This window comes from Delftia sp. JD2 (genome assembly GCF_001682645.1).
Classification (GTDB): Bacteria; Pseudomonadota; Gammaproteobacteria; order Burkholderiales; family Burkholderiaceae_C; genus Comamonas; species Comamonas acidovorans.
Genome location: NZ_LFJT01000031.1, coordinates 1 through 25,098 on the forward strand (window position 1 = coordinate 1; position 25,098 = coordinate 25,098).

Sequence of the window (25,098 nt, forward strand, 5' to 3'; positions counted from 1 at the left end):
AGCCCTGTCCTTCGGCAGGGCTGCCACCCCGCATCCCGCCCAACGCAGGCGTGGGCAGAAGGGGGGAGGCTGGGGAACAGCCAACAGCCAACAGCCAACAGCCAACAGCCAACAGCCAACAGCCAACAGCCAACAGCCAACCGGGTCAGGGCTGGATCGGCGTGATCACCACGCCGGTGCCTGCGGGGGCGTCTTCGCCGCCGGGCAGGGCGGGTGTGGCGAGGGGGGCTTCCTGCACTGCGCGCTGGTCCGTGGGGCCCAGCGTGCCCTGGGTGAGTGGGATGCTGGGTGCGGGCAGGGCGGGGGTGCTTTCTATGATTTCCTCGCCGGGTGACAGGCCCGGGCCGGGTGGCTCCGTGGGCTCGGGTGCGGGTTCTGGAGCCGGTGCTGGCTCCGGGGTGGTGGGTTGGCCGGGCTGTGCGGGCGGCGGCTGGTCAGGCCACCAGTCCTGCATGCGTTCGCGCAGGCGGCCGACCATGTCGGACCACCAGTGGCTTTGTTCGGGCGGCTCGAAGCGGGCCTTGGCGTCGATGACGGGGCTGCGCAGGGCGCGGGACATGAAGTCTCCCACCATGGGCAGGGCGCTGCGCGAGCCCTGGCCCCAGCGGTCGCTGCGCAGGGTGATGCGCGGGTCGTTGAAGCCTGCCCAGGCGCCGGTGACGATTTCCGGGTGCATGAGGATGAACCAGCCGTCGGCATTGCCCTGGGTGGTGCCGGTCTTGCCGGCCACGTCTGCGTGGATGCCGTAGCGCTGGCGCACGGCCACGGCCGTGCCTTTGTCCACCACGGCGCGCAGCATGTCCACCAGGGCGTAGGCGTGGTCTTCGTCCAGCGCGCGCTCGGGCTTGGGCGGGCTGAATTCGGCAATGACTTTGCCCTCGGCGTCCTCGATGCGCGTGACCATCATGGGCGGCAGCCAGCGGCCACCGTGGGCCAGGCTGGCATAGGCGTTGACCATTTCCAGAAGCGACACCGGGCTGCTGCCCAGGGCCAGGGCGGGTACTTCGTCCAGCGGGCTTTGGCGCACACCCAGGGCGCGCGCCAGGCGCGCCACGCGGGCGGGGCCCACGGACTGCATGACTTCGGCGGTGATGGTGTTCTTGGAATAGGCCAGGGCGTCGCGCAGCGTCATCTCGCGGCCCGAGGGTGGCGTGGCGTCGGTGGGGCGCCAGACTTCGCCGCCGGGCAGCTTGATTTCCACGGGGCCGTCCACGCGCTTGTCGTCGGGGGTGGCGCCCTGCTGCAGCGCGGCGCCATAGACAAAGGGCTTGAAGGTCGATCCGGGCTGTCGCCGTGCCTGCTGCACATGGTCGTAGGCGTCCTGCGTGAAGTCGCGGCTGCCCACCCAGGCCAGCACTTCGGAGGTGGCCGGGTTCAGCGCCACAAAGCCTGCCTGCACGCGGGTCTTGTCCTCGCGCAGCTGCTTCATGAAGGCCTTGTCGGCCAGCAGGGCCTTGAGGGTGTCTTCCTCGCTGTCCTTGTCCGTTGCCTTGTCCTTGCCTTGGCCGTCCGCGCGTTTGCGCGCCGCGCGCCAGGCGGGGGTCTCTCGCACCAGCTGTTGCACCAGCGGGTTGGCGGCATTCCAGCCGTCGCGCTGGCTCCAGGCGCCGTTGGCCACGCCCTGCAGCGTGCGCGTCTGGCGCGCCACGGCCTGGTTGGCCCAGTTCTGCAGGCGCGAGTCGATGGTGGTGTGCACCACCAGGCCGTCGGTGTAGATGTTGTAGTCGTTGCGGTCGGCCCAGTCGATCAGCCACTTGCGCAGCTGCTGCGCGAAGTGGGGCGCCATGCCCAGGGGCTCTTCCTGGCGCTCGAAATTGATGCGCATGGGGCGCTTCTTGAGCTGGGCGAACTCGGCCTCCTGCAGCACGCCGCGCTTGACCATTTGCGACAGCACCGTGTTGCGGCGGTACAGCGCGCGGTCGGGGTTGAGCACCGGGTTGTAGTAGCTCGTGCCCTTGAGCATGCCCACCAGCGTGGCGCTTTCCAGCACCGTCAGCCGCGCGGCCGGTTTGTCGAAATAGGTGCGCGCCGCCATCTCTATGCCGAAGGCGTTGTAGAGGAAGGGGACGGTATTCAGATAGGTTTCGAGGATCTCGTCCTTGGTGTAGAGCGCCTCGATCTTGAAGGCCGTGATCGCCTCCTTGAGCTTGCGGTTGAGCGTGGGCGCGCGGCCGATTTCGGTCGGGTACAGATTGCGTGCGAGCTGCTGGGTGAGGGTGGAGCCGCCCTGCGGATCGCCACGCAGCGTGTGCACCACCGAGCCCAGCGTGCGCCGCCAGTCCATGCCGTGGTGCTCGTAGAAGCGGTGGTCCTCCGTGGCGATCAGCGCCTTGATCACCGAGGGCGACATCTCGTCGAGCTTCACCCACTGCCGGTTGCTGCGCTTGAACTGCGCGAGCTGCTTGCCATCCGCGCTCATGATCTGGGCGGGCTGCTCCAGCTTGGCCTTGCGTATGTCGCGGATGCCGGGCGTGAACGGGATCAGGGCCAGCACATAGAGCGCGAACAGCAGCGGCAGCGCGGCGGCGAACAGCAGCCATTCACGCCGCGTGGGCCAGCGGTGCCACCAGGGCAGGGCCGCCACGCGCTGGCCGATGCGGCTGGCCAGCAGCCTTTGCCAGGCTGCGAGCACAGCGTCGGGCAGCTTCAAGTCATTGAAAGAAAAGCGCATATTGCAAGACGGCCCTGATGACAGGACATCAGGGCCGATAGGGCGGGACCATTTCCGCGAAGCCGAGAGAATGCCCAAAAAAACGGCACCCCGCTCGCGCGGGGTGCCTTGCCTATGGGCCAAGCCCCGGTATTGTCGGGCTGGCGGGTACTGGCGGGAAGTGCTTATTTCTCCAGCCAGTCGGACAGCTCGTCCGCATGCTCCTGCTCCTGCTCCAGGATGGATTCGATCAGCCGGCGCGTGGTCGGGTCCTTGTCGCCGATCAGGTCGATCATCTGGCTGTAGGCCTCGATGGCCACGCGCTCGGCGATCAGGTTGGTGCGGATCATGGCCTTCAGGTCCATCTCGCCGTTGTAGTCGGCATGGCTGCGCTGGGTCAGCGTCTGGGGGTTGAAGTCGGGCTCGCCGCCCAACTGCACGATGCGCTGGGCCAGCTTGTCGGCGTGGGCCATTTCCTCGTTGGCATGGACCAGAAACTCGTCGGCAATGGCGGGCGAAGCCAGGCCCACGGCGGTGAAGTGGTGGCGCTTGTAGCGCATCACGCACACCAGCTCGGTGGCCAGCGAGTCATTGAGCAGCTTGATGATGTCCTCGCGCCAGGGCCCGAAGTGCGGGGTCACGGCGCCATCGTCCAGGCTGTGCTTGGCGGCCTCCAGGGCCTTGGGGTCCAGCGCCAGATGGCCGTTGCCGGCGTTGGATTTGGCTTGCTTCGTGGGGGTGCTGTTGGGGTTCATACGTGGTCTCTTCATCGTGGGACGGAAACTACGGCAGGCATGCGCCTATGCGGCTTGTAAACACCTGCCAGCGAAACGGGACCAGGCGGGCCGATGTGCCCGCCTGTTGCCTTCCAAGGTAAGTTTTTGGCCGCCTGCTGTCTGTGAGACAAGTCCGCATCCCCATGCCCGGCCAGCGCGCCCCTGGGTGTCCCGGCGCTACCATGGGCGCTCCACTCCAGGAGCACCCGCATGAATGACACCGCCGCCGCGCCCCGCTCGGCCTACGACTTCGAGGCCACCTCCATCACGGGCCAGGCCGTCCCCCTGTCGGACTACCGCGGCAAGGTGCTGCTCATCGTCAACACCGCCAGCGCCTGCGGCTTCACGCCGCAGTACGCCGGCCTGCAGGCGCTGCATGAGCAGTACGGCGAGCGCGGCTTGGTGGTGCTGGGCTTTCCGTGCAACCAGTTCGGTTCCCAGGAAAAGGGCAGCGAATCGGAAATTGCCAGCTTCTGCGACCTGAACTTTGGCGTGCGCTTTCCGCTCATGGGCAAGATCGACGTCAACGGCGCCAACGCCCACCCGCTGTACCGCTGGCTCACGGCCGAGGCGCCGGGCGTGCTCGGCACCAAGGCCATCAAGTGGAACTTCACCAAATTCCTCGTTGGCCGCGACGGCCAGGTCATCCGCCGCTATGCGCCGCAGGATGCGCCGGCCAAGCTGTCCACGGACATCGAGGCCGCGCTGGCGCTTTGATGCGTTGATGCGCGTTGATGTGCGCTGATCGCGCCTGTCCATCAGGGTTTCACGCAGGGCCGGCAGCGCGGGCCGGCCGCACGCCATGGTTAGCATGCTCCTTGACATCACAACAAGGAGACAACACCCGTGAAAGCCTTCCGCCGCACCGCCCTCGCCCTGCTCACTGCCTGCACATTGCCCATGATTGCTACCAGCGCCGCCGCCCAGGAAAAGCCCGTGGTCCAGTTCATCGCCACGGGCGGCACCATCGCCATGAAGATCGACCCGGTCAAGAACGCGCCCGTGCCCGCGATCTCGGGCGACGACCTGCTGGCCACCGTGCCCGACGTGGGCAAGTACGCGCGCATCCAGGTCAACAACCTGTCCAACGTGCCCTCCGACTACATGGACCCGGCCCGCTGGGTGCAGCTCACCCAGGCCGTACAGGCCGCGCTGGCCCGCCCTGAGGTGGCTGGCGCCATCGTCTCGCACGGCACGGACACGCTGGAGGAAACCGCCTTCTGGCTGGACCTGACCGTGCAGTCGTCCAAGCCCATCGTGCTCATAGGCGCGCAGCGCAATGCCTCGGTGTCCGACTTCGACGGGCCGCGCAACCTGCTCAACGCCGTGCGCATCGCCGTGGACCCCAAGGCGCGCGACAAGGGCGCCATGCTGGCCATGAACAACCAGATCAACGCCGCGCGCTACGTCACCAAGACACACACGGCCAACGTGGAGACCTTCCGCTCGGGTGAATTCGGCTTTCTGGGCGAGGTCTACCCGGACCGCGTGAACTTCGCCTCCGCCCCCGCGCGCCGCCAGCACCTGCCCATCCAGGCGCAGACCATGCCCGAGGTGGAGATCTTTCCCATGTACGGCGGCGCCAACGGCCAGGCCGTGCGCCAGGCGGTGGACCGTGGCGTCAAGGGCATCGTCATCGACGCCCTGGGCATGGGCAACATGAACATCGCCATGCTCGATGCCGCCAAGTACGCCATCGGCAAGAACGTGCCCGTGGTCGTCAGCACGCGCGTGCACAACGGCCGCGTCATGCCCAGCTACGGCTTCGAGGGCGGCGGCAAGACCTCGTTCGAGGCCGGCGCCGTCATGGCCGACGATCTGCGCGCGCCCAAGGCGCGGATCCTGCTGATGCTGGCGCTGCAGTCCGGCGTGACGGGGCAGAAGGACCTGCAGGCGGTATTTGATCGATAGTTCGACCGACAGGCCGCCGCAACCCTGCCGCGCAGGCCCTGGCCTTGCGCGGCATTTCTGACGGGGCACCGAGGTGGCACACTGGCAGCCTCATATGCCAACCAGGGCGCACCATGCAGGATGACGATCTCGAATACGTGGGCTTCTGGGCCCGCACCGGCGCCGCGCTGATCGACACCGTGATCCTGCTCGTGCTCATGCTTCCGGCCCTGATCTCCATCTATGGCTGGGAATACCTGGAGTCCGAAAAACTGCTGCACGGCCCGGCCGATTTCGTCATCTCCTGGGTGCTGCCTGCCATTGCCGTCGTCATCTTCTGGATCAAGAAACAGGCCACGCCGGGCAAGATGCTCATCGCCGCCAGGATCGTGGACGCGCAGACCGGCGCGGACATGAGCACACGGCAGGCCATCATTCGCTACCTGGCCTACTTCGTGTCCATCATCCCGCTGTGCCTGGGGCTGATCTGGGTGGCCTTTGACCCGCGCAAGCAGGGCTGGCACGACAAGATTGCGGGCACCGTGGTGGTCAGGCCTAAGCACCGGGGCGTGCAGCCGGTGAAGTTCCGCTGACACGCACCTCAGGCGCGCCCGCATCGGGCGCTCCGTGCTATTTCAACGGCAGCTCGGATGTGGCGTCGCGCAGCTGCGCGGCTCGCCCGAAGTTCAGTGCTGCAGCACAGGACAGGCGCCTGATCTCCGTCGCGTTGCCGGCTGCGCCGCCAGCCAGAGAAGCAAGCCAGCTGCATTGGGCATCGCGGTACTGCGTGAATTCCTTGCCGGAGGCGGACAGCCTGGCCTTGGCCTGTGCGGCATATTTGGCATCCTCATCCCATTGCCCCAGTGCGCTGGCTGCCTGTTCCTCGGCCTGCTTCAGGGCCTTGTGGCTGTCTGCGAGCCTGCGCGCCAGGCAGTCTCGCATTCCGGCCTGGGAGTGGGCACTGCATTCCTCGCGCAAGGCGCGTTCATCGGGTTGAGAAATGATTTCCGTGGCGAGGCTCCACAGAGGAATGCAGGCTGCCAGTGCCAGGATTGTCAGCTTTATTGTGCGCATGCGACCGCCTTTGCGCTGCGAACCAGCGATAGGGTGTGGTTGAGTTTACGTGCGTAGTTGGGATCGCCGCCGCCGTTGTAGCGTTGCGCCACCATGTTGGCGGAAATGGAGCGCCAGCCTGTAATGACGCGCTGGACGGACGCCTTCTGGTACCTCAAAACCTGCCCCGGCTGTAGCGTGGCCGCTTTGGGGTTGAGTCTCTTGAGTGTCTCTGGGGTGCTGCCCTGCGCCTTTGCAATCTTTTCCAGGCTGTCACCGCGTTTGACTGTGACTTCGTACATCTTCGGATCTGAAGCAGGCACAGCCTGGAACTCGAAATTGGCCATGCGCATGAGCAGATAGCCAATGCCTGCATGAATATTGTGCGTGGGTATGGAGCGAACAGATCCCGTGGTCAGACGGCCCTTCCAGGCGGGCGGCAGAATCAGGTCGCTGCCTTCGTCATTCGACAGAAATGATGACAGCCCAGGATCTCCCGTGACACCGATTTGCATGGGCTTGGAGTTCCATTGTGAGTTATTGGCGCCAGTTTCAACCCATAGCATAGCCTTGATGAGTTGCCAGTCGAGGGACACGTATCCTGCTGTACTGGAAAGATGGCGGTTGTACTCGTTGACTGCCATTTGAATGTCACAGTCCCAGGCGTTCCACTTTGGGTCACCGACAGCTTTCGTAATGCCTTCTTTCCATTGCTCAAAATCCATTTTTTGAGGTGCTTGAGTCGCCATATAAGTCCTGCCTAAGAGTTTCCCGGTTGGTGTCCGGTATTCTGGCATACAGGAGTTGAGGCCCTTCATTGCAATCCGCGGCGATATGCTGCGGGTGGAGCTATAGCTGCTCATGATCTGGTTGTTGTTTCAATTAAATACATATTGATCTGCTGGTTTTATTGATCCTTTGAGTCCGGCGGCAAGCAAAGGTCTTTCGAGTAAAGATGAACTTCCACCGTTGCATCGGTTGGTATACGAAGCGCAGGCCGTGGCCGTCAACTGTGCTGTTGCTGCGGTCCTGCCAAGAGACCCGCATTCCAGCGTCCATGCCTTGTTCTGCGGCTCGGTCGATGGGGGTCTTTGGTGATGCCTGAAGACAGGAGCGGCACGAAGTGAGAGTCTGCGTGCAGACCTTGGACCAGGAGTACGGCCGCCCAGCAGAGTTCAGTTGGGTCAAGACCAAGCCGCAGCGATGCTGATGGCTTTGGTGGAAGGCGCCGGGTGCTATTGAGGCTCAGATCAGCGAACTGCTACTCAATCAGTTGACCATCGGTGTGTGCATGCTGGCTGCCGCGCTATTTCGAGTTGGTAGCGCCGGGCAGCACCCGTCCGCTCCCCGTGGCTCAATCCTCTTCCAACCCCGGCTCGTCCACCACGAAGCCCGAGCCGTCCTCGTCGCAGAACACGCATTGCTGCACGAAGCTGTCCATGCTGCTGGCGTGGAACCAGATCAGGCCCTGGTCTTCGTCGCAAAGCATGTCGGTCTGCTCGTCCACGCTGGCGGCGGCAAAGCCACTCAGTTCCATTTCTTCGAGGAACTGCTCCAGGTCCTCGCAGCCTGCAAACAGTTCATGGTCCAGGCTGCCGATGCGGCCCTTGAAGGCGCCGTGCAGCACTTCCACGAAGGGGTTGCCGCCGGGGTCATGGCCAATGACCATGAAGTGCGCGGCAAACAGGTTCTCGCGCTGGTGGTCCTCCACGTCGCAGTGCTCCGAGCCTGCGCGGAAGTGGTGCAGGGTGCGCAGCCAGGCGTGGTTGTCGCCGGTCTCGTCGTCGGCCTGCAGGTAGTCCTCGCGGTCGGGCGCCGCTTCGAGCCGGTCGAAGTCCAGGCCGTTCTGAGTGATCAGGAACTGCGCGTAGGCGTCGGAGAAGCCTTGCGCAGCCTGGTACTCGCGCACCGCCTGGGCGTCGGGCAGGGCCAGGCCGAAGGGATTGGGAAAGTGCACTTGCATGGAACGGTCCTTGAAAAGGAGTGAACGGCGGCCAGGCAGGCCGTGCCCGCAGGATGGTGCAGGCGTTGGGAGGCAGTTTGGTGACAGTTCTGTAGTGACTCACAGCCCCGCAAGCAGAGTCGGGCGAAGCGGTAGCACGCAACAACTTACCGGCAGAAATCGAAAGAGCCTTTTTCGGTACGTTTCTCAAAAAACCAGAAACGTACCGAAATTCTTTTAAAAACAACAACCTAAGAGATTTTGAAACGCTTCGGATCACGAAGAAACCACCAGCCTCGAATGCCCCACGCCACCGCCTTTCTCCACCCGCACCTGCACGGCGATGCGCTCCTTGAGCGCCTCCACGTGGCTGATGATGCCGATCATCTTGCCGCTGTCGTTGAGCCGGTCGAGTGCGTCGAGCGCGATCTCCAGCGTGTCGGCATCGAGCGTGCCAAAGCCTTCGTCGAGGAACAGGGAGTCGATGGAGGTCTTGTGGCTGACCAGATCGGACAGCGCCAGGGCCAGGGCCAGGCTGACGAGGAAGGCTTCGCCCCCCGACAGCGTGCGCGTGTCGCGCGGGGTGTCGCCCTGCCAGCTGTCGACGATGTCCAGTTCCAGCTCGCCCTCGGGCTTGCGGCGCAGCAGGTAGCGGCCGTGCAGGCGCGCCAGGTGGAGGTTGGCCAGGTGCAGCAGGTGGTCCAGGGTGAGGCCCTGGGCGAAGCGCCGGTATTTGTCGCCCTTGGCCGAGCCGATGAGGCCGTCCAGGTGCTGCCACAGGTCGCTGTCGCTGGCCTGGGCGGCGATGTGCTCGAACAGGGCCTGCTGACCCTGGCGGCGGCGCTGGTCGTCGGCCAGCTGGGCGCGGGCGCCGCCCAGCTGTTCGCTGAGTGCCGTATGGCGCTCCTGCAGTGTTTGCAGCAGGGCCTGGATGGCTTCGGGTGCCAGGTCGGTCAGGGCCTGGGCCTGCAGATCCGCGTGCTCGCGCTGTGCGGCTTCCAGCAGGGTGGCCGCGCGCTGTTGTGCCGCCTGCAGTTGCTGGCGCAGCGCGGCCAGGCGCTGGCGTTCGGGTGCGGGCAGCAGGGCCTGCAGGAAGGCGGGCTCGTCAGCAAAGGGGCTGGCGGCCAGGGCGGCCTGCCATACGGATTCGGCCTGGGCCGCTTCCTCGCGCTGGCGGGCCAGCGTGGCCTGGGCCTGTTTCTGCTGGCCTTGCAGGGCATCCTGCTGGCGCGTGAGAGCGGCGATGTCGCTGGCGCATTCGGCCAGGGCCTGCGGCAGCTGTTCCACGGGCGGCAAGGGCAGGGAAGGTGGCTCTGCCACAGCCGTATCGGCGGGATGGTGCTGCGCCGTTCTCTGTACCTCCCACTGCGCCTCCCACTGTGTTTCCCACTGTTTTTTCCAGCGCTGCGCATCGGCCTCGGCCGCCTCACATTCCTTGCGCTGCAAGGCCATGGATTGGGCCAGTTGCTGCAGGTCGTGCCGGGCCTGTTGCCAGTGCTGCCATTCGGCTTCGCGCGCTTCAAGCCAGGGCTGGGCCTCATCGGGCACCGTGTGGCCGGCCTCGCCGAGTGAAGCCTGCAACTGCGTGTTCAGCGCCTGGGCTTCGGCCAGCAGGCCGGCGATGGATTGCTGCAGTTCTTCGCGGCGTGCGCTGTGGTCGGCCAGGGCCTGCTGCTGCAGCGCAAGCTGGCCTTGCGCGGTCTGCAGTGACTGGCGGCTGTGCTGGGCGGCGTCCTTGGCCTGTTGCACGGCCTGCTCGCCCTGCTCGGCGGCCTGCACGGCGCGCTTGAGCGTGTCCAGCTGGCGGGCGCAGGCCTGGGCCGATGCGGCGAGGGTGTCGGCCTGTTGCCAACTGTCTGGCGCGAGTTGCAGGGGTTGCGTGAGGCCCTGCCATGTGTCGTTCCATGTGCCGTGCCAGCGTGCGATGTCTTGTTCCAGTTCGTCGGCCTGGCGCTGGCGCGCAGCCTGTGCGGCCGTGGTGGCGGCCAGCGTGGCGCGGGCGGTTTCGCCCTGGGTTTGCAGGGCGTCGAGTTCATCCTGCTTGCGGCGCAGCGCGGCTTCGGTGGCCGAAGCGTCCAGCGCTTCGTAGGCGGCCACGGCCGGGTGCTCTTGCGCGCCGCACAGCGGGCAGGGCTGGCCGGGCTGCAGGGCGTGGCGGTGCTCGGACAGGCTTTGGATGCGCTGCTCCTGGGCCAGCAGTTTTTGCTTGTCGCGGACCTGTTCTCGCACGTCTATGTAGCGCGTGCGCAGTGCTTGCCAGGTGTCCGTCTGCTGCTGCGCCAGTGCTGTGCCTTCGCGCAATTCCCGGGCCAGTGTCTGTTGCTGGCGCGCAAGTTCGCGGCGCTGCGCGGCCTGGGTTTCTGCCTGGCGCCACAGGTGCAGGCGGTCCTGCTCTGCCTGCTCGCGCGCGCGCAACTCGGCCATGCCGCCGCTGCCTTGAAGGCGCTGCGCCTGTTCGTCCTGCGCGTGCTGGAGTGCGGCGCTGGCGCGGGCCTGGGCGTCTGTGGCGGCCTGGACCTGGGCCGCGCCGGCTTCGGCGCTTTGCGCCATGCGGGCCTGTTCGGCATCCAGCTTGCGCAGGGCCTGCTGCTGGCTGGCCGCTTGCTGTTGCTGGCTGGCGCGCAGCTTGAACTGCTGGCGCCAGCTGCCCAGGCGCTCGCCCAGCAGGGCATGGGCTGCATGGTGGGTGCAGAACTGTTCCAGCGTTTGGTGCTCGGCCTGCTGGCGGGCCAGGGTGTCTTGCGCGGCCTGGGCCAGGCGGGCGGACAGGGCCTGGGCATGGCGGTGCTGCAGCAGCAGCCGGGCCTGGGTTTGCTGTTCGTGCTCGCGCAGTTGCTGCAGTTGCTGGCGGCTGTCATCGCAGGCGGCGGTGTTGCGCTGCCAGGTCTGGTGCAGCGGCTGCAGCGCCTGCGCGGGCTCGTCATGGGCCAGGCTTTCCAGTTCGGGCGCGGCCTGCTCCAGTGCCTGGGCGGCGTCTGCGCAGCCGGTGCGGGCGGCCTGCAGTGTCTGGGTGGCCTGGGCCAGTTGCTGCTGCCATTGGTGCTGGGCCTGGGTGCGCAGATAGTCGGCCTGCAATGTGGCCTGCTCCGTCACCAGGCTGTCGGCCTGGGCCTGCAGGGCATCGCGCGCCTCGGGCGTCAGCAACTCCACGCCATCGGCCTGGGCCTTGAGCTGGTCCAGGCGCTGGCGCGCATCGCGGGCGCGTTCGAAGACTTTCTGCGAGATGAGGCCGTAGATCTCGGTGCCTGTCAGCTCTTCCAGCAGGCCGGCGCGCTCATTGGCATTGGCTTGCAGAAAAGCCGCAAAGCCGCCCTGGGCCAGCAGCATGGACTTGGTGAAGCGCTCGAAGTCCAGGCCGGTGATGGCGGCGGTCTGCTCCAGCTTGTCGCGCGTCTGGCTGCTGAGGATGCTGCCGTCGCCACGGGCCAGTTCCACCTTGGGCGCCTGCAGTGCGCCATCGAGCCTGTCGCGTGCGCGGCGCTGGCTCCAGAAGGCGCGGTAGACCTGCCCCTTGACCTCGAATTCGACCTCGGCCAGGCAGTCGGCCGTGTGGCGCGTCATGAGGTCGTTGGCCGATGCCGAGATGTTGTTCAGCCTGGGTGTCTGGTGGTACAGCGCCAGGCAGATGGCATCGAGCAGGGTGGACTTGCCCGCGCCTGTGGCCCCGGTGATGGCGAACAGGCCGTTGCCCGCGAACGGTGCCTGCGTGAAGTCGATGCGCCATTCGCCCTTGAGCGAGTTGAGGTTCTTGAGCCGCAGCGTAAGGATCTTCATGCGCGGGCCTCCTCGCCGTGTTCGCCGGCGCCTGGCTGGGGCGCATCAAGCCCGGCCACCACTTCCTGGTAGCGCCGGGTAAGGGCCCGGGCCAGACCGGGCTCCAGTGTTTCCAGCGCCAGGCGGCGCTCGAAGACGTCGGCGGGGCTGATCTCGTGCAGCGACTCGCCAGCGGCGGCGGCCATGCCGGCCACCGCCCGGCCGCGCTGGCGCCGCACGCGCAGCAGTTCCACGGGCAGCTCATCGGCCAGGGCCTGCACGCGGTCGGTGAGCTGGGGCAGGTAGTCGTCCTGCTCCACCACCACCTCCAACCACACGGGCCGTGCAGGGCTGCCGGCCTGGGCGGTGGCGCGCATCAGATCCGTCAATGCGGTCAGGCTGCCTGCCACCGATGCCATGGGCTGAAAGCAGGGCACGGGCAGCGGCGTGACGGCCTGCAGCCCTTCGGGGCCCAGGTCCACCAGCAGCATCTGCTTGGACTGGCGGGCCTCGTCAAAGCTCAGCGCAATGGGCGAGCCGCTGTAGCGGATGTGCTCCAGGCCGCCCACTTTCTGCGGCTGGTGGATGTGGCCCAGCGCCACGTAGTCGGCGGGCGGAAAGGCCGAGGTGGGGAAGGCGTCCAGCGATCCCACGTAGATCTCGCGCACGGACTCGCTGCTGCTGGCGCCCACGGTGGTGAGATGGCCCGTGGCGATGATGGGCAGGCGCTGGCCGGATGCGGCGGCCAGCGCGTCACGGCGTGCCATGGCGGCGTCGTGCACGCTGCGGTAGCAGGACTCGATGGCGGCCTGCAGCGCCTGCTGCTTTTGCTCGGCGCTTTGGCCGGGCTGGCTCAGCACCAGATCGCGCGGGCGCATGAAGGGCAGGGCGCAGACGATGCAGCCGGGCGCGGCCGGCTGCCCCGGCCGGCGCCGCAGCGGCAGCTCGACCACGTGGCTGGCCGTCTCGCCCACGGCGGCAACCACGGTGGTGTCCAGGCAGGCCAGCAGCTCGCGGTTCTCTGCCAGCGTGGCCACGGAGTCGTGGTTGCCGCCCAGCAGCAACAGGGCCACGCCCGCCGCATGCAGGCGCACCACCAACTGGCTGTACAGCTCGCGCGCATAGCTGGGCGGCGCGCCGGTGTCGAAGATATCGCCCGCGATGAGCACGGCATCCACCGCCTGGGCATCAACCTGCTCCAGCAGCCAGTCGATGAGCGCAGCGTGCTCGGCCTGGCGGCTCTTGCCCATGAAGTGCTGGCCCAGGTGCCAGTCGGAAGTGTGAAGAAGGCGCATGGTTTCGGTATCGCGGTATCGGTGCAATGTCCGCCGGCTGTGGCGGGGGCGACAGTATGGTCGCTGGCGCGCATGGGTGACAGCAGGACGGCGTGCCGCAGCTAACATCCCGGTTCGCATCAACCAAGGAGACACAGGCATGTTCAGCCACGTCATGGTCGGGGTCAACGACCTCGAAAAATCCAAGCAGTTCTACGACGCATTCCTGGGAGCGCTCGGCATTGCGCCGGGCATGGCCAACAAGAACCGCTATTTCTACCGCAGCGCGGGCGGCACGTTTGCCATTTCCACACCGATCAACGGCGAGTCTGCCTGCCACGGCAATGGCGCGACCATCGGCTTTGCGACGCAGTCGCCCGAGCAGGCCGACGCGGCCCATGCCGCCGCCGTGGCAGCCGGGGGCGTGACCTGCGAGGATCCGCCCGGCTGGCGCGAGGCTTCGCCCGGTGGCCGGCTGTACCTGGCCTATGTGCGGGATCTGGATGGCAACAAGCTGTGCCTGTTGCATCGGCCGCCGAAGGCCTAAGTTTCTGACCGTGCCGGACGGTGTTTTTTCGGGGCTGGAGCCCTGACGTCGAAACGCCAAAATGCAAACAGCCGATGTGCCATAGCTGCACTCGGCCGTTTTTTATTGCGGTTGGCCAACGTGGTCCACGCCAGAATAATCACCATTGAAATGGCTTGAACTTGCATTTTGGGCAGTGCAATACCGTCTTGTCCCTGCCCTCCAGGAACAGCGCACCGCCCCGGAACTGGTTGATGCTCCAACTTCCACGGCTGCCATCGCTGAATGCGATTTCGCCGCTTGCATAGCAGGGCGACCAGTCTAGCGTGTAGTGTGCGTCGTTTTCGTTGGTGGTTTTTGCCTGTTGAAAATAACGGCGCACCTGGGAGATGGTCAGGACAAAGTTGGCGCAACTCACCGCTGGGTCTTTTTCGACGGGCGATTTGGCCGCGTTTTCCTGGATGGTGATCTGGCTGATCTTGGGAAGTATCAGTGGGCACAGTGGCGGCTCGAACTCTGAGCCTTTTGTGCATTGATTGGCGGCGGAGGCGGTGCTAGCCATAACAACTAGCAGGGGTAAGGTTAATAGTGATCTCACCATTTTGCTGAAATCGCTTCCGTAGGATTTTTTCTAGAGACTTCTGGGTGCCTGAAAACTTCGCTCATAGATATTCTTAGTGTCAGCGTTAATTCCGCGATAAGCCACTGTAGTGCATTATTCTGCTCGCTTGTAACGGCCTGATAAGTTTTCTTTTCGTCTGGTATGTTCCCGCCACGAGGAAGTGCTTCACCTACCAATTCAATGCCAATGCTGTCTTGGTTGGCCGGAAATCGTGCTGGAACCTTTTTAAGCATCTCGCGCTTGTTCTCTTGGGTTGGATTGAAGCGTTGTAACGATTTTAATTCAACTGGCGTGCATCGCTTTTCCAGTAAACAACGCGCTTTTATTTTGCCAATGTGCCATGTTTGTTTGTAAAGGGAAGCGGTTTGATATATTGTTCCATCTTTCTCTATCAGGAAATGTGCTCCATTTGCTGATGGGTTTTTGTAACTATCAATTGAAGACTGTGCTGTCGATCCTCCAGTTTGATGAACAATGATGCCATGAATTTCCTTCATTTCACCACGTTCAATGGTGGGTGCGATGGCTCGCTTTATAAGGGAGTGGATTGCTATTCCATTTCTATCAATTATTAGCATTTTAGTACCGATGATGTAGGCCTGCCGATGGCCCATGGATGTTAATTTAGTATTTTGCTGGATATCGTAATTGCCGTTGATATGTTAGCCATGATGGGTATTGAGTGGGTGGGTTGAATTTGTAAAATTATGCAATCCTGATCTTTTTGTCATATCTCGCAATTTTTTAGATGTTTGGGCGGCTGTTGTTGTGATCTGATATGCAAATCAGTCTGTCTGACGGAGTAGCAACTGTCTTGGCTTATGCGGGCGATCAAGAAATTGGTCGACAACTGGACAGGCCCGGCCTCGGAAAAAGCATCACCCGGCAGGGGCAAAAAACACGCGTGCCCATACCCACTGCCCTCTGCGCCATACTCCCGCCCGAACGCGCCCGCCGGGCGCTCACCCCCAAGGAGAATGCGTGCAATCAGCAAGTGACCAGTGGTTCGACGAGGCGTACTACCAGCGCTACTACTTCGACAAGAAGACCAGCGTGGTCGATACCGAGCATGTGAACCGTCTGGGCGCTTTCGTCTGTTCCTACCTGAGTTATGTGCGCGTGCCCGTGCGCCGCGTGCTGGATGTAGGCTGCGGCATCGGTCTGTGGCGCGAGGCGGTGCAGCGCCACTTCCCCGGTGCCAGCTACCACGGCGTGGAGTTCAGCGAGTACCTGTGCGGGCGCTTCGGTTGGGAGCGCGGCTCGGTGGTGGACTATGCGGCGCATGATCCTGCAGAGCCCTTCGATCTGGTGATCTGCCAGGGCGTGCTGCCCTATCTGAGCCCGCCGGATCTCAAGCGCGCGCTGGCCAATCTGGGGCGGTTGAGCCGAGGCGGTCTGTATGTGGAGGCGGTGGCGCGCGAGGATTACGAACGCGGCGTGATCGATGAGGATCTGACCGATCCGCGCCTGTTCCGCCACCGGGCCGATCTGTACCGGCGCGGGCTGGCCGAGCATTTCAAGGAGCTGGGCGGCGGCGTGTGGCTGAGCCGCCGCGCCGAGCTGCCGCTGTTCGAGCTGGAAAGCGTGGGATGAGCCTGGAAATGTCAGCTGTGCCTGCTTCGGCGCAGGATGCCTGCGTGCCTCTGTCCTATCTGCGCGGCGTGGACTCCGGCGTGGCGCCGCATGCGGTCTCGCGGCTGCGCACGCAGCGGCTGGCGCGCAGCACGCGGCCCTTTCTGTCACGCGGCGGGCCGCGCGGCGAGCGCTGCGAGGGTTGCCGGCTGCGGCCTTCGCACTGCCTTTGCGCGCTGCGGCCCATGCTGCCGACGCGGGCGGGCTTTTGCCTGTTGATGCACGATGCCGAGCCGCTCAAGCCCAGCAATACGGGTTGGCTGATCGCCGATGTGGTGGAGCAGACGCATGCCTTCGGCTGGGCGCGCACCGAGGCCGATGCGGGCCTGCTGGCCTTGCTCGATGATCCGCAGTGGCAGCCCTATGTGGTGTTTCCCGGCGAGTTCGTGGAGCCGCCGCAGCGCGTGGTGCATGCGCTGCCGGCGCCCCGAGCCGGGGTCGAACCGAACCAAGGCCGGCGCCCGCTGTTCATCCTGCTGGACGCGACCTGGCCCGAGGCGCGCAAGATGTTCCGCAAGAGCCCTTACCTGGACCGCTTTCCGGTGCTGAGCCTGCACCCGGACCAGGTCTCGCAGTACCGTCTGCGCCGCTCCCAGCGCGAAGACCATTTCTGCACCAGCGAGGTGGCGGCCCTGTGCCTGGAGCTGACGGGCGACGGCGGGGACCGGCGCGCAGGCCGCGCGCTGGAGAGCTACCTGGCGCTGTTCACCGAGCACTATCTGCGGGCCAAGAACCAGCAGCCGGTGCAGACAGACAGTGACGCGCGCCGTGGTCTGCAGGACGCGATCTCTTCCGTTTGTCCGCCTGCTTGTTAAAAACGATAGCGGAAGAAGCTGGTGTTCATTGGGATTGGTGGCGTTTTGTTCCAAATTGTTGACGGCGCATCCAACACCCCTTGCCCTGTGTTCGCCATTGGCTCAACAGGGCGGCGCAGGGCGACGTGAGGCCGGGCGCAGCAGCGTCGGCGACAACTTCCTGTTACGTTCCGGCCGCGGTGCGCTGCCCATACTCGCGGCGTGCGATGAGAGGTGGACAGGCGGCGGGGCGGGGTGACCCAGGACTCCAGGCCGAATGTCCATCGAACCTGGCCCGCAGGCGGTGATGGCTAAAATCGGATTTCGCTGAAATTCATCAGCCATTGCCCTGCACTGCAGGGCATGTTCGTGCACGCAGGGCCGCCCGTAGAGGCGGCCCGCATCCTCCAGGTGCGCCGCAGCCGCGGCTCGCGGATTGCTGGTCACAGCATCCGCCGGGAACCTTGGGGCGTGCCGTCTCTCTTATCGCGCTGGACCATGCGTTGCGACCCTCCCGGGGACGGCTGCGCCATGTCCGCGTGCTCCATTTTTCATGGGGTTTGTTCATGGCCCGGGGCGTATGCCCCGGCGTTGGAAAGGTGTCCGGTTTTGGTGGTCAAGGATTTCAAACTGCACTACAACCCCGCCCTTGACGGGCTGCGGGGCGTGGCGATCCTGTTGGTGATCTTGTCGCACTCCCATGCGCCTTTGTTCGATGGCGCATTCTTCGGGGTGGACCTGTTCTTCGTGCTCAGCGGCTATCTGATCACCTCGCTGCTGCTGATGGAGAACGAATCCGAAGGCCGCATCGGCTTCTGGCGCTTCTATCGCCGCCGCTTCTATCGCCTGATGCCGGCGCTGGCCCTGTTCCTGGGCGCGTACTGCATCTTCGCGCCCTTTCTGTGGCCGGACCTGAACGACATCTACACCGATGCGCTGGTCTCCATCCTCTATCTGGCCGACTACGGCATCGCCTTCTTCGACAGCCCGGACACGCTGCTGCACATGTGGTCGCTGTCGGTGGAGGAGCATTTCTACCTGATCTGGCCGCCGCTGCTGGTGCTGCTGCTGCGCTTTTCCAAGCCGGGCCGTCTGTGGCGCCCGATTGCCCTGCTGTGGGCGCTGAGCTGGCTGTGGCGCGTGTACTGGGTGGACCAGGGCCAGCACTTCTATGAGATCTTCTTTCGCTTCGACACCCGTGCCTCGGGCCTGTTCGCCGGTGCGCTGCTGGCGGCGGTGATGATCGAGCGGCCCGACTTCATCGCTGCACTGAAGGCGCGCATGCACCACGCCATGTGGGTGCCACTGGCCGTGCCGCTGTTGATGGCGCTGCAATGGGACAACCAGGACGCCATGGTCTGGGGCATCACCGTGGTGGAATGCGCCGCCGTGGTGCTGCTGGTGGCGGCAAGCCAGGGCTCGGGCCTGGTCTTCGACATGCTGTCGTCGCCCACGCTGGTGAAGCTGGGCCGCCTGTCCTATGGCGTCTACCTCTGGCACTACCCGGTGGTGCGCTATCTGCGCGCCGACTTCTCGTGGCCCGTGGTGGTGGCGCTGGGCCTGGCGATCTCGGTGGCGCTGTCGGCGCTGTCGTTCTACACGATCGAGCGCTGGGCGCTGCGCATGCGCGATGGCGAGCGCAAGGGCGGCGAGCGCCAGCCGCAGGCGCAGCCGGCCTGAATGCCGGCAGCGCGCCGAAAGCAAAAAAGGGAAAGTTGGCACGTTCCCTTTTTTGTGGGTGAAGGAGATCCGCTGCGCTCTCAGAACCCTGAGCCGGGCTGGGACAGGTACTGCAGTTCCTCGGGCGTGCTGGTGCGCCCCAGGATGGCATTGCGGTGCGGAAAGCGGCCGTAGCGCACGATGACGTCGCGGTGCCGGTGGGCGTAGTCCAGCGTGCCGGCGAGGAACTCGCGCACGCCCTCGCCGCCAGCGTCACCGGCCTGGTCGGCCAGGGCCTGGAAGGCAGCCACGCTGCGGTCCTGCAGGGCCAGGTCTTCGGCATGCTCCAGCGGCAGGTAGCAGAAGATGCGCGCCACGGCTGGCAGGTCGGCATGGCGGTCATGGCCCAGGGCGATGCCGTCCAGCGCCAGTTGCAGCGCCTGCGGGTCGCCTGCAAAGCTGCGTGCCGTGCCCCGGAACAGGTTGCGCGTGAACTGGTCCAGCAACACGATCAGCGCCAGCCGCCCCAGCGCCGTGCCGGCCCAGCCGTCCAGTTGGCCGGCCAGTGCATCTTCGACCAGGGCGCCGAAGCGCTCGCGGATCTGGTCGTCAGTGGCATCGGACTTGATGAACCACAGGTTCTTGCAGGCCAGGGCGCCCGCGTTGTCGGGATGCGCGGAGCCCAGCCAGTAGCTGAGCACGTCGGCGATGCGCGGGTCTGCGGCGTGAGAAGGGGCAATGCTTGTCATCGGTGGCCAGGCTCTTGTCGGATGAGGAAGCCTTCGATTGTGCAGGCGGTGGCGTACTGCCCTTGTGGATGGCAGGTTTTGCGCAGAAAAAGCACAGCTTGTGCAAATGCTTTTCAATAGAATGTGCACAGGTTTTTCAAGAGAAATTACCGGTGTTATCCACAGATTTGTGTTCGGATTTCATTGATGGTGCCTGTCAATCAGGCACTCATGAATTCAAGATTTCGCGCAGCGATGCTGCGAAATTCCCCGGAGATGCGCGCATCCTGCGCCACGGTCTGCCAGAAGCGGTGTGCCAGCGCCTGGGCATGCGGCCATTCGGCCAGCGTGGCGGCCGTGGGTCGCTGGGACTGGGCGCCGAAGTCGCGCTCCACGATCTCGCCGTTGATGGGCATGTAGAGCATGGGCAGCATGTCGTAGGTGGGCGACAGCGCCCAGTCGCCATGGGGCTGCGGCAGCACGAAGGAGATGTTGCCGTAGTGCCGGTCGGTGTTGGCGATGAGCTGGCCGTAGGCTTCGAGCAGGCGCAGGCTGCGCGCGTCGGCCTCGGTGATGAGGCCGCGTGCGGCCAGGCGGTTGGCCGTGGCTGCCCAGTTGTCCACCTCGCCCACGTACTGGGCATTGAGCACCTGCAGGGACACCATGCCGATGCGTCCAGGGTTGCTGCCCGGGTGGGCCTGTGAGACGGGCATATCGCCCGGCACAACGCTTGGCACATCGCCCGGCGCCGGCTGGCTGCGGTCGAACCGCTCCGATTCGAGGAAGGCGCGGCCGCCATCGAGGAACAGCCGCGTGCGCGCTGCGGGCAGGCCGTCTTCGGCCAGGGTCTGCAGTGCCAGGTGCTCGCAGACCAGCAGGTCGCGGATGCGCTGCTCGGCCGGCGCGTTGCCTGCCGGGGAGAACTTGACGATGACGCTGCGCCCGGCCGTGATGCAGCAGAACTTGGGCTGCTCGCCGCCCGCCGACGAGCCCGGATGCGTGCCCTGCATGGCCTGCATGGCCAGGCGCGGATAGTCGGCCGCAGAGGCGGCGCGCAGCGTGCGCGCGGGCAGGGAGTGGAAGCGCTCGAAGGCGGCTTCGCCCACGATGAGGTTGCCCGGCAGGTCTTCGCCAAAGCGGGCCAGGGCGCGCAGCACATCGTCCTCGCCCCACTGGCGCGGGTCGCCGCCCAGCTGCAGTTCGGGGTGGCTGTGCGCAAAGCTGCGGCCGATGAAGCCCTGGGGCCGCATGTCGTCCAGGAACCAGGGCAGGCCGTCGTGCTGCTCGCTGAGGCCGTCGGCCTCATCCACCCAGAAGCCGCCGCCGTGCAGGGCGATCATGCGGCCGAAGGGCGATGCATGGCCTTCGGTGTCCACGCGCATGATGGCCACCTCGGCGCCCACGCCCGCCACCTGGCGCGGCAGCACATAGCGCTGCGTGCGCGCCGCCCCCACCTTGCGCACCTGGCCCGACTGGATCAGCGGTGCCAGCGCGCGCGACACCGTGGGCTGGCTCACGCCCAGCATCTGCTGCAACTCGCGCGCCGCCAGCGCACCGCCCTGGCGGCGCAGCGCTGCCAGCACCTGCAGGGAGAGGTCTTCAGTGGGCATGGGGAATCAATTCATGAATGGATGAAACAAGGGGTTAATTTATTGAAAATCAAGGATTTATGCAAATCCATGAATGGATATATGAATAGATAAAAAAACCGCGCCCAAGGGCGCGGCAAAGCTGGATTTCGCGGCGGCTTGCAGGTCTGCGAATCACGATCACAGCCTGTGAAACTGGCGTGCTCCAACTCAGAGACGCCGAGCAAGAGCCGCCTCGCGGCGGGGGCGCCTAGCCGAGGGCGTCGTCCCCTGGGGGAAGCGGCGCCAGCCGCTCAGGGGGTCAGAAATTGTGCGTGATACCCAGGCTGATGCCGCTGGCGCGTGTCTTGTTGCCTGCGCCCTGGTAACCGTTCTTCCACTTGGTCGTGTCCAGTTCCAGGAACAGGCTGGTGCGCTTGGACAGCTGGTAGTCCACAAAGCCGATCAGGCGCTGGAAGGCGTCGTCTCCCTGGCCCGTGCGCTCGCGGTCCACCTTGTAGTAGCCGCCATTCAGACCGATGACGGGCGTGACGGCGTAGCGCGCGCCCAGGGCCAGGATCTTGTTCGTGGTTTTCGCGGTGTCGCTGGTCTCGGCCTTGTTGCGGCCGTAGTTGAGCATCAGGCGCAGGTCGCCACGGCTCCAGGCGCCACCGATGTTGGCGGCGTCCAGCGTGCGTCCGCTGGCGTCGTGGAACTGGGTGTAGGCGCTGGTCAGCACCAGGTCGTCCTGGCGCCAGTCCAGGCCCAGGCCGCGCGTGTCCAGGCGCGAGGCCGACACGCCGGTCTCCCCGAAGCTGTACATGGCGCGCGCCGTGAGGCCGCCAAAGCTGCCCGAGTACTTGATGGAGTTGTTGACGCGGTTGGAGCCCACCTTGGTGTTGGTGGCGCCCCATTCGTTGTTGAGGCCGTGGCCCGTGAGGCTGGTGACCTGGATGTTGGGGTTCAGGCCCGCAAAGCGCAGGGCGATGGGATCGACCAGGCCCACGGAGTCGGAGATCAGCGTGTTCTGCCGGCCAGCCGTGACCGCGCCCCAGTGGCCGGCCAGGCCCACGATGGCCGCCCGGTCGAAGGTGCCGGCCACGCCGCCGATGCCGCCCACGTCGGCGCCCAGCGTGGATTCGAGGTTGAAGATGGCGCGCAGGCCGCCTCCCAGGTCCTCGCTGCCGCGTATGCCCCAGCGGCTGGTGGGACCCACGCCGCTGTTGACCGAGCCCATGCTGCCCGCAGCCGGCGCATTGGCGCCCGACAGGCCGCTTTGCGCGCGCACCGACACGTCGATGATGCCGTACAGGCTCACGCTGCTGGTGGACTGCGCCAGGGCGGGGCCGGCCGCGCAGCCTGTGGCCAGCAGGGTGAGGGCGATGTTCTTCTTCATGGTGTCTCCTTGATTTCTTCTGGAAGGCGGGAACTTTGCGAGCGGCCGAGTTTCCGTATGGGAGCCGGTACTGCCTATGTCCGGCGGGCACTAGCTGCTATGTCGTTTCGTTCTCGAAGTGGCTGCGCGCAGGTGCCGGGCAACACCCACTGCCGGGACAGGGAATAGCCCCTGGCGGGACAATGTCGCTCTCAAAAAACATAGCGCCATGCGTATGGCATGCATGGTGCTTCAGGGTTTCGTGTCGGGCTTTCTGAGGCTTGTGCTGTCGTGATGAATCGCCGCTTTTTGTTGATGGTCGTGGCAGCGGGCTGGAGCCTGGCCGCGACCGGATGTTCGGGAAAGTCCGGACCTGGGAATGTCTCGGTTTCGCGGCAAAGGCTGCAGGAGGTGGTGGCCCAGCGCTTTCCCCGGCAGTTCCCCGTGGCCGGCATGCTGCAGCTCAAGCTGCATTCGCCGGTGCTGGGATTGCTGCCCGAGCGCAACGCGCTCAATGCGGTGCTGCAGGCCGATCTGTCGGGGCCCGTGCTCAAGCAGGGCTATGGCGGCCATCTGAACCTGGACTTCGCGCTGCGCTACGAGCCCACGGACCGCACGCTGCGCGCCCACCAGATCAAGGTCAACAGCCTGGTCATCAATGACCTGGCGCCCGCCATGAGCGACATGCTCACCACCTACGCCAGCGCGCTGGCCGAGCAGGCGCTGGGCCAGCTCGTGCTCTACCAGCTGCAGGACAAGGAACTGGCCCTGATGGACTCGCTGAACATGGAGCCCGGCGCCATCACGGTGACGCCGGACGGCCTGAGCGTGGCCCTGGTCCAGAAGCCCGTCGCGCCGCGCTGAGCGCAGCGGCGCACCTTCGTCCTTCCCTTCACCTGCGCCTCAGTCCGCGCGGATATTGGCGGCGCGAATCACCTCGCCCAGCTCGGCACTCTCGGCCTGAATGAAGGCGCCGAACTCGGCCGGCGTGCCGCCCATGGGCGATGCGCCGATGTCGGCCAGCTTCTGCTGCACGGCGGGCTGGGCCAGGCTTTTGTTCAAAGCCTGGTTCAGCGCCTGCACCACGGCCGGCGGCGTGCCGGCCGGCGCCACCAGGCCCCACCACACGGTGGCCTGCACGTTCACGCCCAGCGAACGTGCCGTGGGCACGCCCGGCAACAGGCGCGAACCATTGTGGTTGAGCACCGCCAGGGCGCGCAGCGCGCCGCTGCCCACATGGCCTGCCACCTCCAGCGGGTTGATGGCCATGAAGTCCAGCCGCCCGCCCAGCAGGTCGGTCACGGCCGCCGAGCCGCCCTTGTAGGGGATGTGCACGGCCTGGAAGCCGCCTGCGCGCTCCAGCAGGGCGCTGGCCATGTGGCCCGAGCTGCCCACGCCAGCCGTGCCATAGGACAGGGCGCCGGCCTTGGCCTTGCCGGCGGCGATCAGCTCGGCAAAACTTTTGTGGGGCGACTTGGCGTTGACCACCACGACCAGCGGCGCCTCGCCGATGCGGCCCACCGGGATGAGGTCCTTGAGCGGATCGAAATTGAGCTTGGCGTACAGCGCCTTGTTGGTGGTCAGCGTGTTGGAGGCCGTCAGCAGCAGGTAGCCGTCGGCCGCGCCGCGTGCCACCGCGCCCATGCCGATGTTGGTGCCGCCGCCGGGCTTGTTGTCCACCACCAGGGACTGGCCCAGCAGCTCGGCCATGGGCGGCGTGACCAGGCGCGTGATGATGTCCACGCCGCCGCCGGGCGAGTAGGGCACGACCACGGTCACGGGGCGCTCGGGGTAGCCGGCCGCTGTGGCGACCAGGGGCAGGGCCGCCCAGGCGGCGGCGGTGGTGCCGAGCAGGGCCAGTGCGTGGCGGCGGGTGGAATGTCTTGTCATGCATGTCTCCGTTGATTGTTATGACCCGGCGGCAGGGCCGGGTCTGCCATTATTTAGCGTGCCAAGCATGGCTGGGCGCCGAACGTTACGATGCAGCGGCCATCGATTTCTTGGCGAACCCGTCCAGCCTTCAAGGTGCCCCATGACTTCACAGAATCCGCTTTCCGCCTTTTCCGTCACGCGCAAGTGGCCGGCCACGCAGCCGGACCGCATCCAGCTGTATTCCCTGCCCACGCCCAACGGCGTCAAGGTGTCGATCGCTCTGGAGGAGATGGGCCTGCCGTATGAGGCGCACCGCGTGGGCTTCGAGAGCAATGACCAGCTCTCGCCCGAGTTCGTTGGCACCTTTCCCAACAACAAGATCCCGGCCATCCTGGACCCGCAAGGCCCGGGCGGGAAGCCGCTGGCGCTGTTCGAGTCGGGCGCCATCCTGGTCTACCTGGCCGAGAAGTCCGGCAGCCCGCTGCTGCCCGCCGACCCGGCCGCGCGCTATGAAACGCTGCAGTGGCTGATGTTCCAGATGGGTGGCGTCGGCCCCATGTTCGGCCAGCTGGGGTTCTTCCACAAATTCGCGGGCAAGGACTTCGAGGACAAGCGCCCGCGCGACCGCTACGTGAACGAGTCCGTGCGCCTGCTGGGTGTGCTGGAGCGCCGCCTCGCAGGCCGCGCCTGGGTGATGGGCGAGCAGTTCACCATTGCCGACATCGCCCTGTGGCCCTGGGTGCGCAACATGGTGGTGGAGCAGGGCTACAACGCGGCCGAACTGCTGGGCTGGGAGCGCTTTCCCGAGCTGCAGCGCGTGCTGGCCGCCTTCGTGGCGCGCCCGGCCGTGCAAAAGGGCCTGGTGACTCCGCCGCGCAACTGACCTGGCGGGCGTTGCATTCCTGGGCCGCACTGTCCCAGCCATGGTGGCTTTCAAAACCGGCGCGGGGGCCGCATCTGTCCGAGAATGCAGCGCCCCCTTTT

At 65.6% G+C, this 25,098-nt stretch carries 22 protein-coding genes; 9 read left to right on the forward strand and 13 right to left on the reverse strand.

Annotated elements, in window-relative coordinates:
* Positions 1-145: 145 nt before the first annotated feature.
* The gene (locus ACM14_RS17305) at positions 146-2,671 is read right to left on the reverse strand and encodes a penicillin-binding protein 1A (protein WP_065346839.1); all 2,526 of its coding nucleotides are present in this window, start codon (positions 2,669-2,671) and stop codon (positions 146-148) included.
* A gap of 164 nt (positions 2,672-2,835) precedes the next feature.
* Positions 2,836-3,405, reverse strand: coding sequence for a bacterioferritin (locus ACM14_RS17310; RefSeq protein ID WP_013804567.1), 570 nt, complete (start codon positions 3,403-3,405; stop codon positions 2,836-2,838).
* A gap of 231 nt (positions 3,406-3,636) precedes the next feature.
* Between ACM14_RS17310 and ACM14_RS17315 the strand changes: the two genes are divergently transcribed.
* The 3 genes from ACM14_RS17315 (at position 3,637) to ACM14_RS17325 (ending at position 5,909) form a co-directional block, all read left to right on the forward strand.
* Positions 3,637-4,143 (forward strand): glutathione peroxidase, encoded by a 507-nt coding sequence (locus ACM14_RS17315; RefSeq protein WP_013804566.1) that lies wholly within the window; start codon positions 3,637-3,639, stop codon positions 4,141-4,143.
* A gap of 129 nt (positions 4,144-4,272) precedes the next feature.
* Positions 4,273-5,337 carry an asparaginase gene (locus ACM14_RS17320; protein WP_065346840.1) on the forward strand — a complete coding sequence of 355 codons (1,065 nt, stop codon included), beginning with the start codon at positions 4,273-4,275 and terminating at the stop codon, positions 5,335-5,337.
* A gap of 113 nt (positions 5,338-5,450) precedes the next feature.
* A complete protein-coding gene (locus ACM14_RS17325) occupies positions 5,451-5,909 on the forward strand; it encodes an RDD family protein (RefSeq protein WP_012202823.1) in 459 nt (152 codons plus the stop codon).
* Positions 5,910-5,946: 37 nt separating this feature from the next.
* Here ACM14_RS17325 and ACM14_RS17330 read toward each other — a convergent pair whose 3' ends face one another.
* The 5 genes from ACM14_RS17330 to sbcD form a co-directional block, all read right to left on the reverse strand.
* Positions 5,947-6,390 carry a lysozyme inhibitor LprI family protein gene (locus tag ACM14_RS17330; protein WP_065346841.1) on the reverse strand — a complete coding sequence of 148 codons (444 nt, stop codon included), beginning with the start codon at positions 6,388-6,390 and terminating at the stop codon, positions 5,947-5,949.
* Positions 6,378-7,232 carry a LysM peptidoglycan-binding domain-containing protein gene (locus ACM14_RS17335; protein WP_368072936.1) on the reverse strand — a complete coding sequence of 285 codons (855 nt, stop codon included), beginning with the start codon at positions 7,230-7,232 and terminating at the stop codon, positions 6,378-6,380. The genes ACM14_RS17330 and ACM14_RS17335 overlap by 13 nt, the downstream gene beginning before the upstream one ends.
* A gap of 491 nt (positions 7,233-7,723) precedes the next feature.
* Positions 7,724-8,332, reverse strand: coding sequence for a hypothetical protein (locus ACM14_RS17340; RefSeq protein ID WP_065346843.1), 609 nt, complete (start codon positions 8,330-8,332; stop codon positions 7,724-7,726).
* A 255-nt stretch (positions 8,333-8,587) separates the two neighbouring features.
* Positions 8,588-12,085 carry an AAA family ATPase gene (locus ACM14_RS32635; RefSeq protein ID WP_065346844.1) on the reverse strand — a complete coding sequence of 1,166 codons (3,498 nt, stop codon included), beginning with the start codon at positions 12,083-12,085 and terminating at the stop codon, positions 8,588-8,590.
* The gene (gene sbcD / locus ACM14_RS17350; RefSeq protein ID WP_065346845.1) at positions 12,082-13,359 is read right to left on the reverse strand and encodes an exonuclease subunit SbcD; all 1,278 of its coding nucleotides are present in this window, start codon (positions 13,357-13,359) and stop codon (positions 12,082-12,084) included. The genes ACM14_RS32635 and sbcD overlap by 4 nt, the downstream gene beginning before the upstream one ends.
* A gap of 139 nt (positions 13,360-13,498) precedes the next feature.
* Here sbcD and ACM14_RS17355 point away from each other — a divergent pair, with 139 nt between their 5' ends.
* Positions 13,499-13,885 (forward strand): VOC family protein, encoded by a 387-nt coding sequence (locus tag ACM14_RS17355; protein ID WP_047326371.1) that lies wholly within the window; start codon positions 13,499-13,501, stop codon positions 13,883-13,885.
* 139 nt (positions 13,886-14,024) lie between these two features.
* Here the strand turns inward: ACM14_RS17355 and ACM14_RS17360 are convergent, their stop codons facing one another.
* Together ACM14_RS17360 and ACM14_RS30770 are read right to left on the reverse strand one after the other, a co-directional pair.
* A complete protein-coding gene (locus ACM14_RS17360) occupies positions 14,025-14,426 on the reverse strand; it encodes a hypothetical protein (protein WP_016449868.1) in 402 nt (133 codons plus the stop codon).
* A 32-nt stretch (positions 14,427-14,458) separates the two neighbouring features.
* A complete protein-coding gene (locus ACM14_RS30770; protein WP_016452080.1) occupies positions 14,459-15,100 on the reverse strand; it encodes a peptidoglycan recognition family protein in 642 nt (213 codons plus the stop codon).
* Between the two features lie 367 nt (positions 15,101-15,467).
* On the opposite strand from ACM14_RS30770, the gene ACM14_RS17365 reads away from it, so the two are divergent.
* The 3 genes from ACM14_RS17365 (at position 15,468) to ACM14_RS17375 (ending at position 18,592) form a co-directional block, all read left to right on the forward strand.
* Positions 15,468-16,079 (forward strand): class I SAM-dependent methyltransferase, encoded by a 612-nt coding sequence (locus tag ACM14_RS17365; RefSeq protein WP_013804555.1) that lies wholly within the window; start codon positions 15,468-15,470, stop codon positions 16,077-16,079.
* An 8-nt stretch (positions 16,080-16,087) separates the two neighbouring features.
* Positions 16,088-16,933: a tRNA-uridine aminocarboxypropyltransferase gene (locus tag ACM14_RS17370; RefSeq protein WP_139093450.1), complete on the forward strand. Its 846-nt coding sequence runs from the start codon at positions 16,088-16,090 to the stop codon at positions 16,931-16,933.
* A gap of 510 nt (positions 16,934-17,443) precedes the next feature.
* The gene (locus tag ACM14_RS17375) at positions 17,444-18,592 is read left to right on the forward strand and encodes an acyltransferase (protein ID WP_012202833.1); all 1,149 of its coding nucleotides are present in this window, start codon (positions 17,444-17,446) and stop codon (positions 18,590-18,592) included.
* Positions 18,593-18,672: 80 nt separating this feature from the next.
* Here ACM14_RS17375 and ACM14_RS17380 read toward each other — a convergent pair whose 3' ends face one another.
* The 3 genes from ACM14_RS17380 to ACM14_RS17390 form a co-directional block, all read right to left on the reverse strand.
* A complete protein-coding gene (locus ACM14_RS17380) occupies positions 18,673-19,320 on the reverse strand; it encodes a DUF924 family protein (RefSeq protein WP_065346846.1) in 648 nt (215 codons plus the stop codon).
* A gap of 200 nt (positions 19,321-19,520) precedes the next feature.
* Positions 19,521-20,909: a type II toxin-antitoxin system HipA family toxin YjjJ gene (yjjJ, locus tag ACM14_RS17385; RefSeq protein WP_065346847.1), complete on the reverse strand. Its 1,389-nt coding sequence runs from the start codon at positions 20,907-20,909 to the stop codon at positions 19,521-19,523.
* 280 nt (positions 20,910-21,189) lie between these two features.
* Complete coding sequence (locus tag ACM14_RS17390; protein ID WP_065346848.1) at positions 21,190-22,263, reverse strand: porin; 1,074 nt, start codon at positions 22,261-22,263, stop codon at positions 21,190-21,192.
* 273 nt (positions 22,264-22,536) lie between these two features.
* Here ACM14_RS17390 and ACM14_RS17395 point away from each other — a divergent pair, with 273 nt between their 5' ends.
* A complete protein-coding gene (locus ACM14_RS17395) occupies positions 22,537-23,106 on the forward strand; it encodes a DUF1439 domain-containing protein (RefSeq protein ID WP_065346849.1) in 570 nt (189 codons plus the stop codon).
* A 39-nt stretch (positions 23,107-23,145) separates the two neighbouring features.
* Here the strand turns inward: ACM14_RS17395 and ACM14_RS17400 are convergent, their stop codons facing one another.
* Entirely contained in the window at positions 23,146-24,132 is a 987-nt protein-coding gene (locus ACM14_RS17400) for a tripartite tricarboxylate transporter substrate binding protein (protein WP_065346850.1), read from the reverse strand.
* Between the two features lie 142 nt (positions 24,133-24,274).
* Between ACM14_RS17400 and ACM14_RS17405 the strand changes: the two genes are divergently transcribed.
* Positions 24,275-24,997: a glutathione S-transferase C-terminal domain-containing protein gene (locus ACM14_RS17405; RefSeq protein ID WP_065346851.1), complete on the forward strand. Its 723-nt coding sequence runs from the start codon at positions 24,275-24,277 to the stop codon at positions 24,995-24,997.
* The last annotated feature ends 101 nt before the right edge of the window (positions 24,998-25,098 follow it).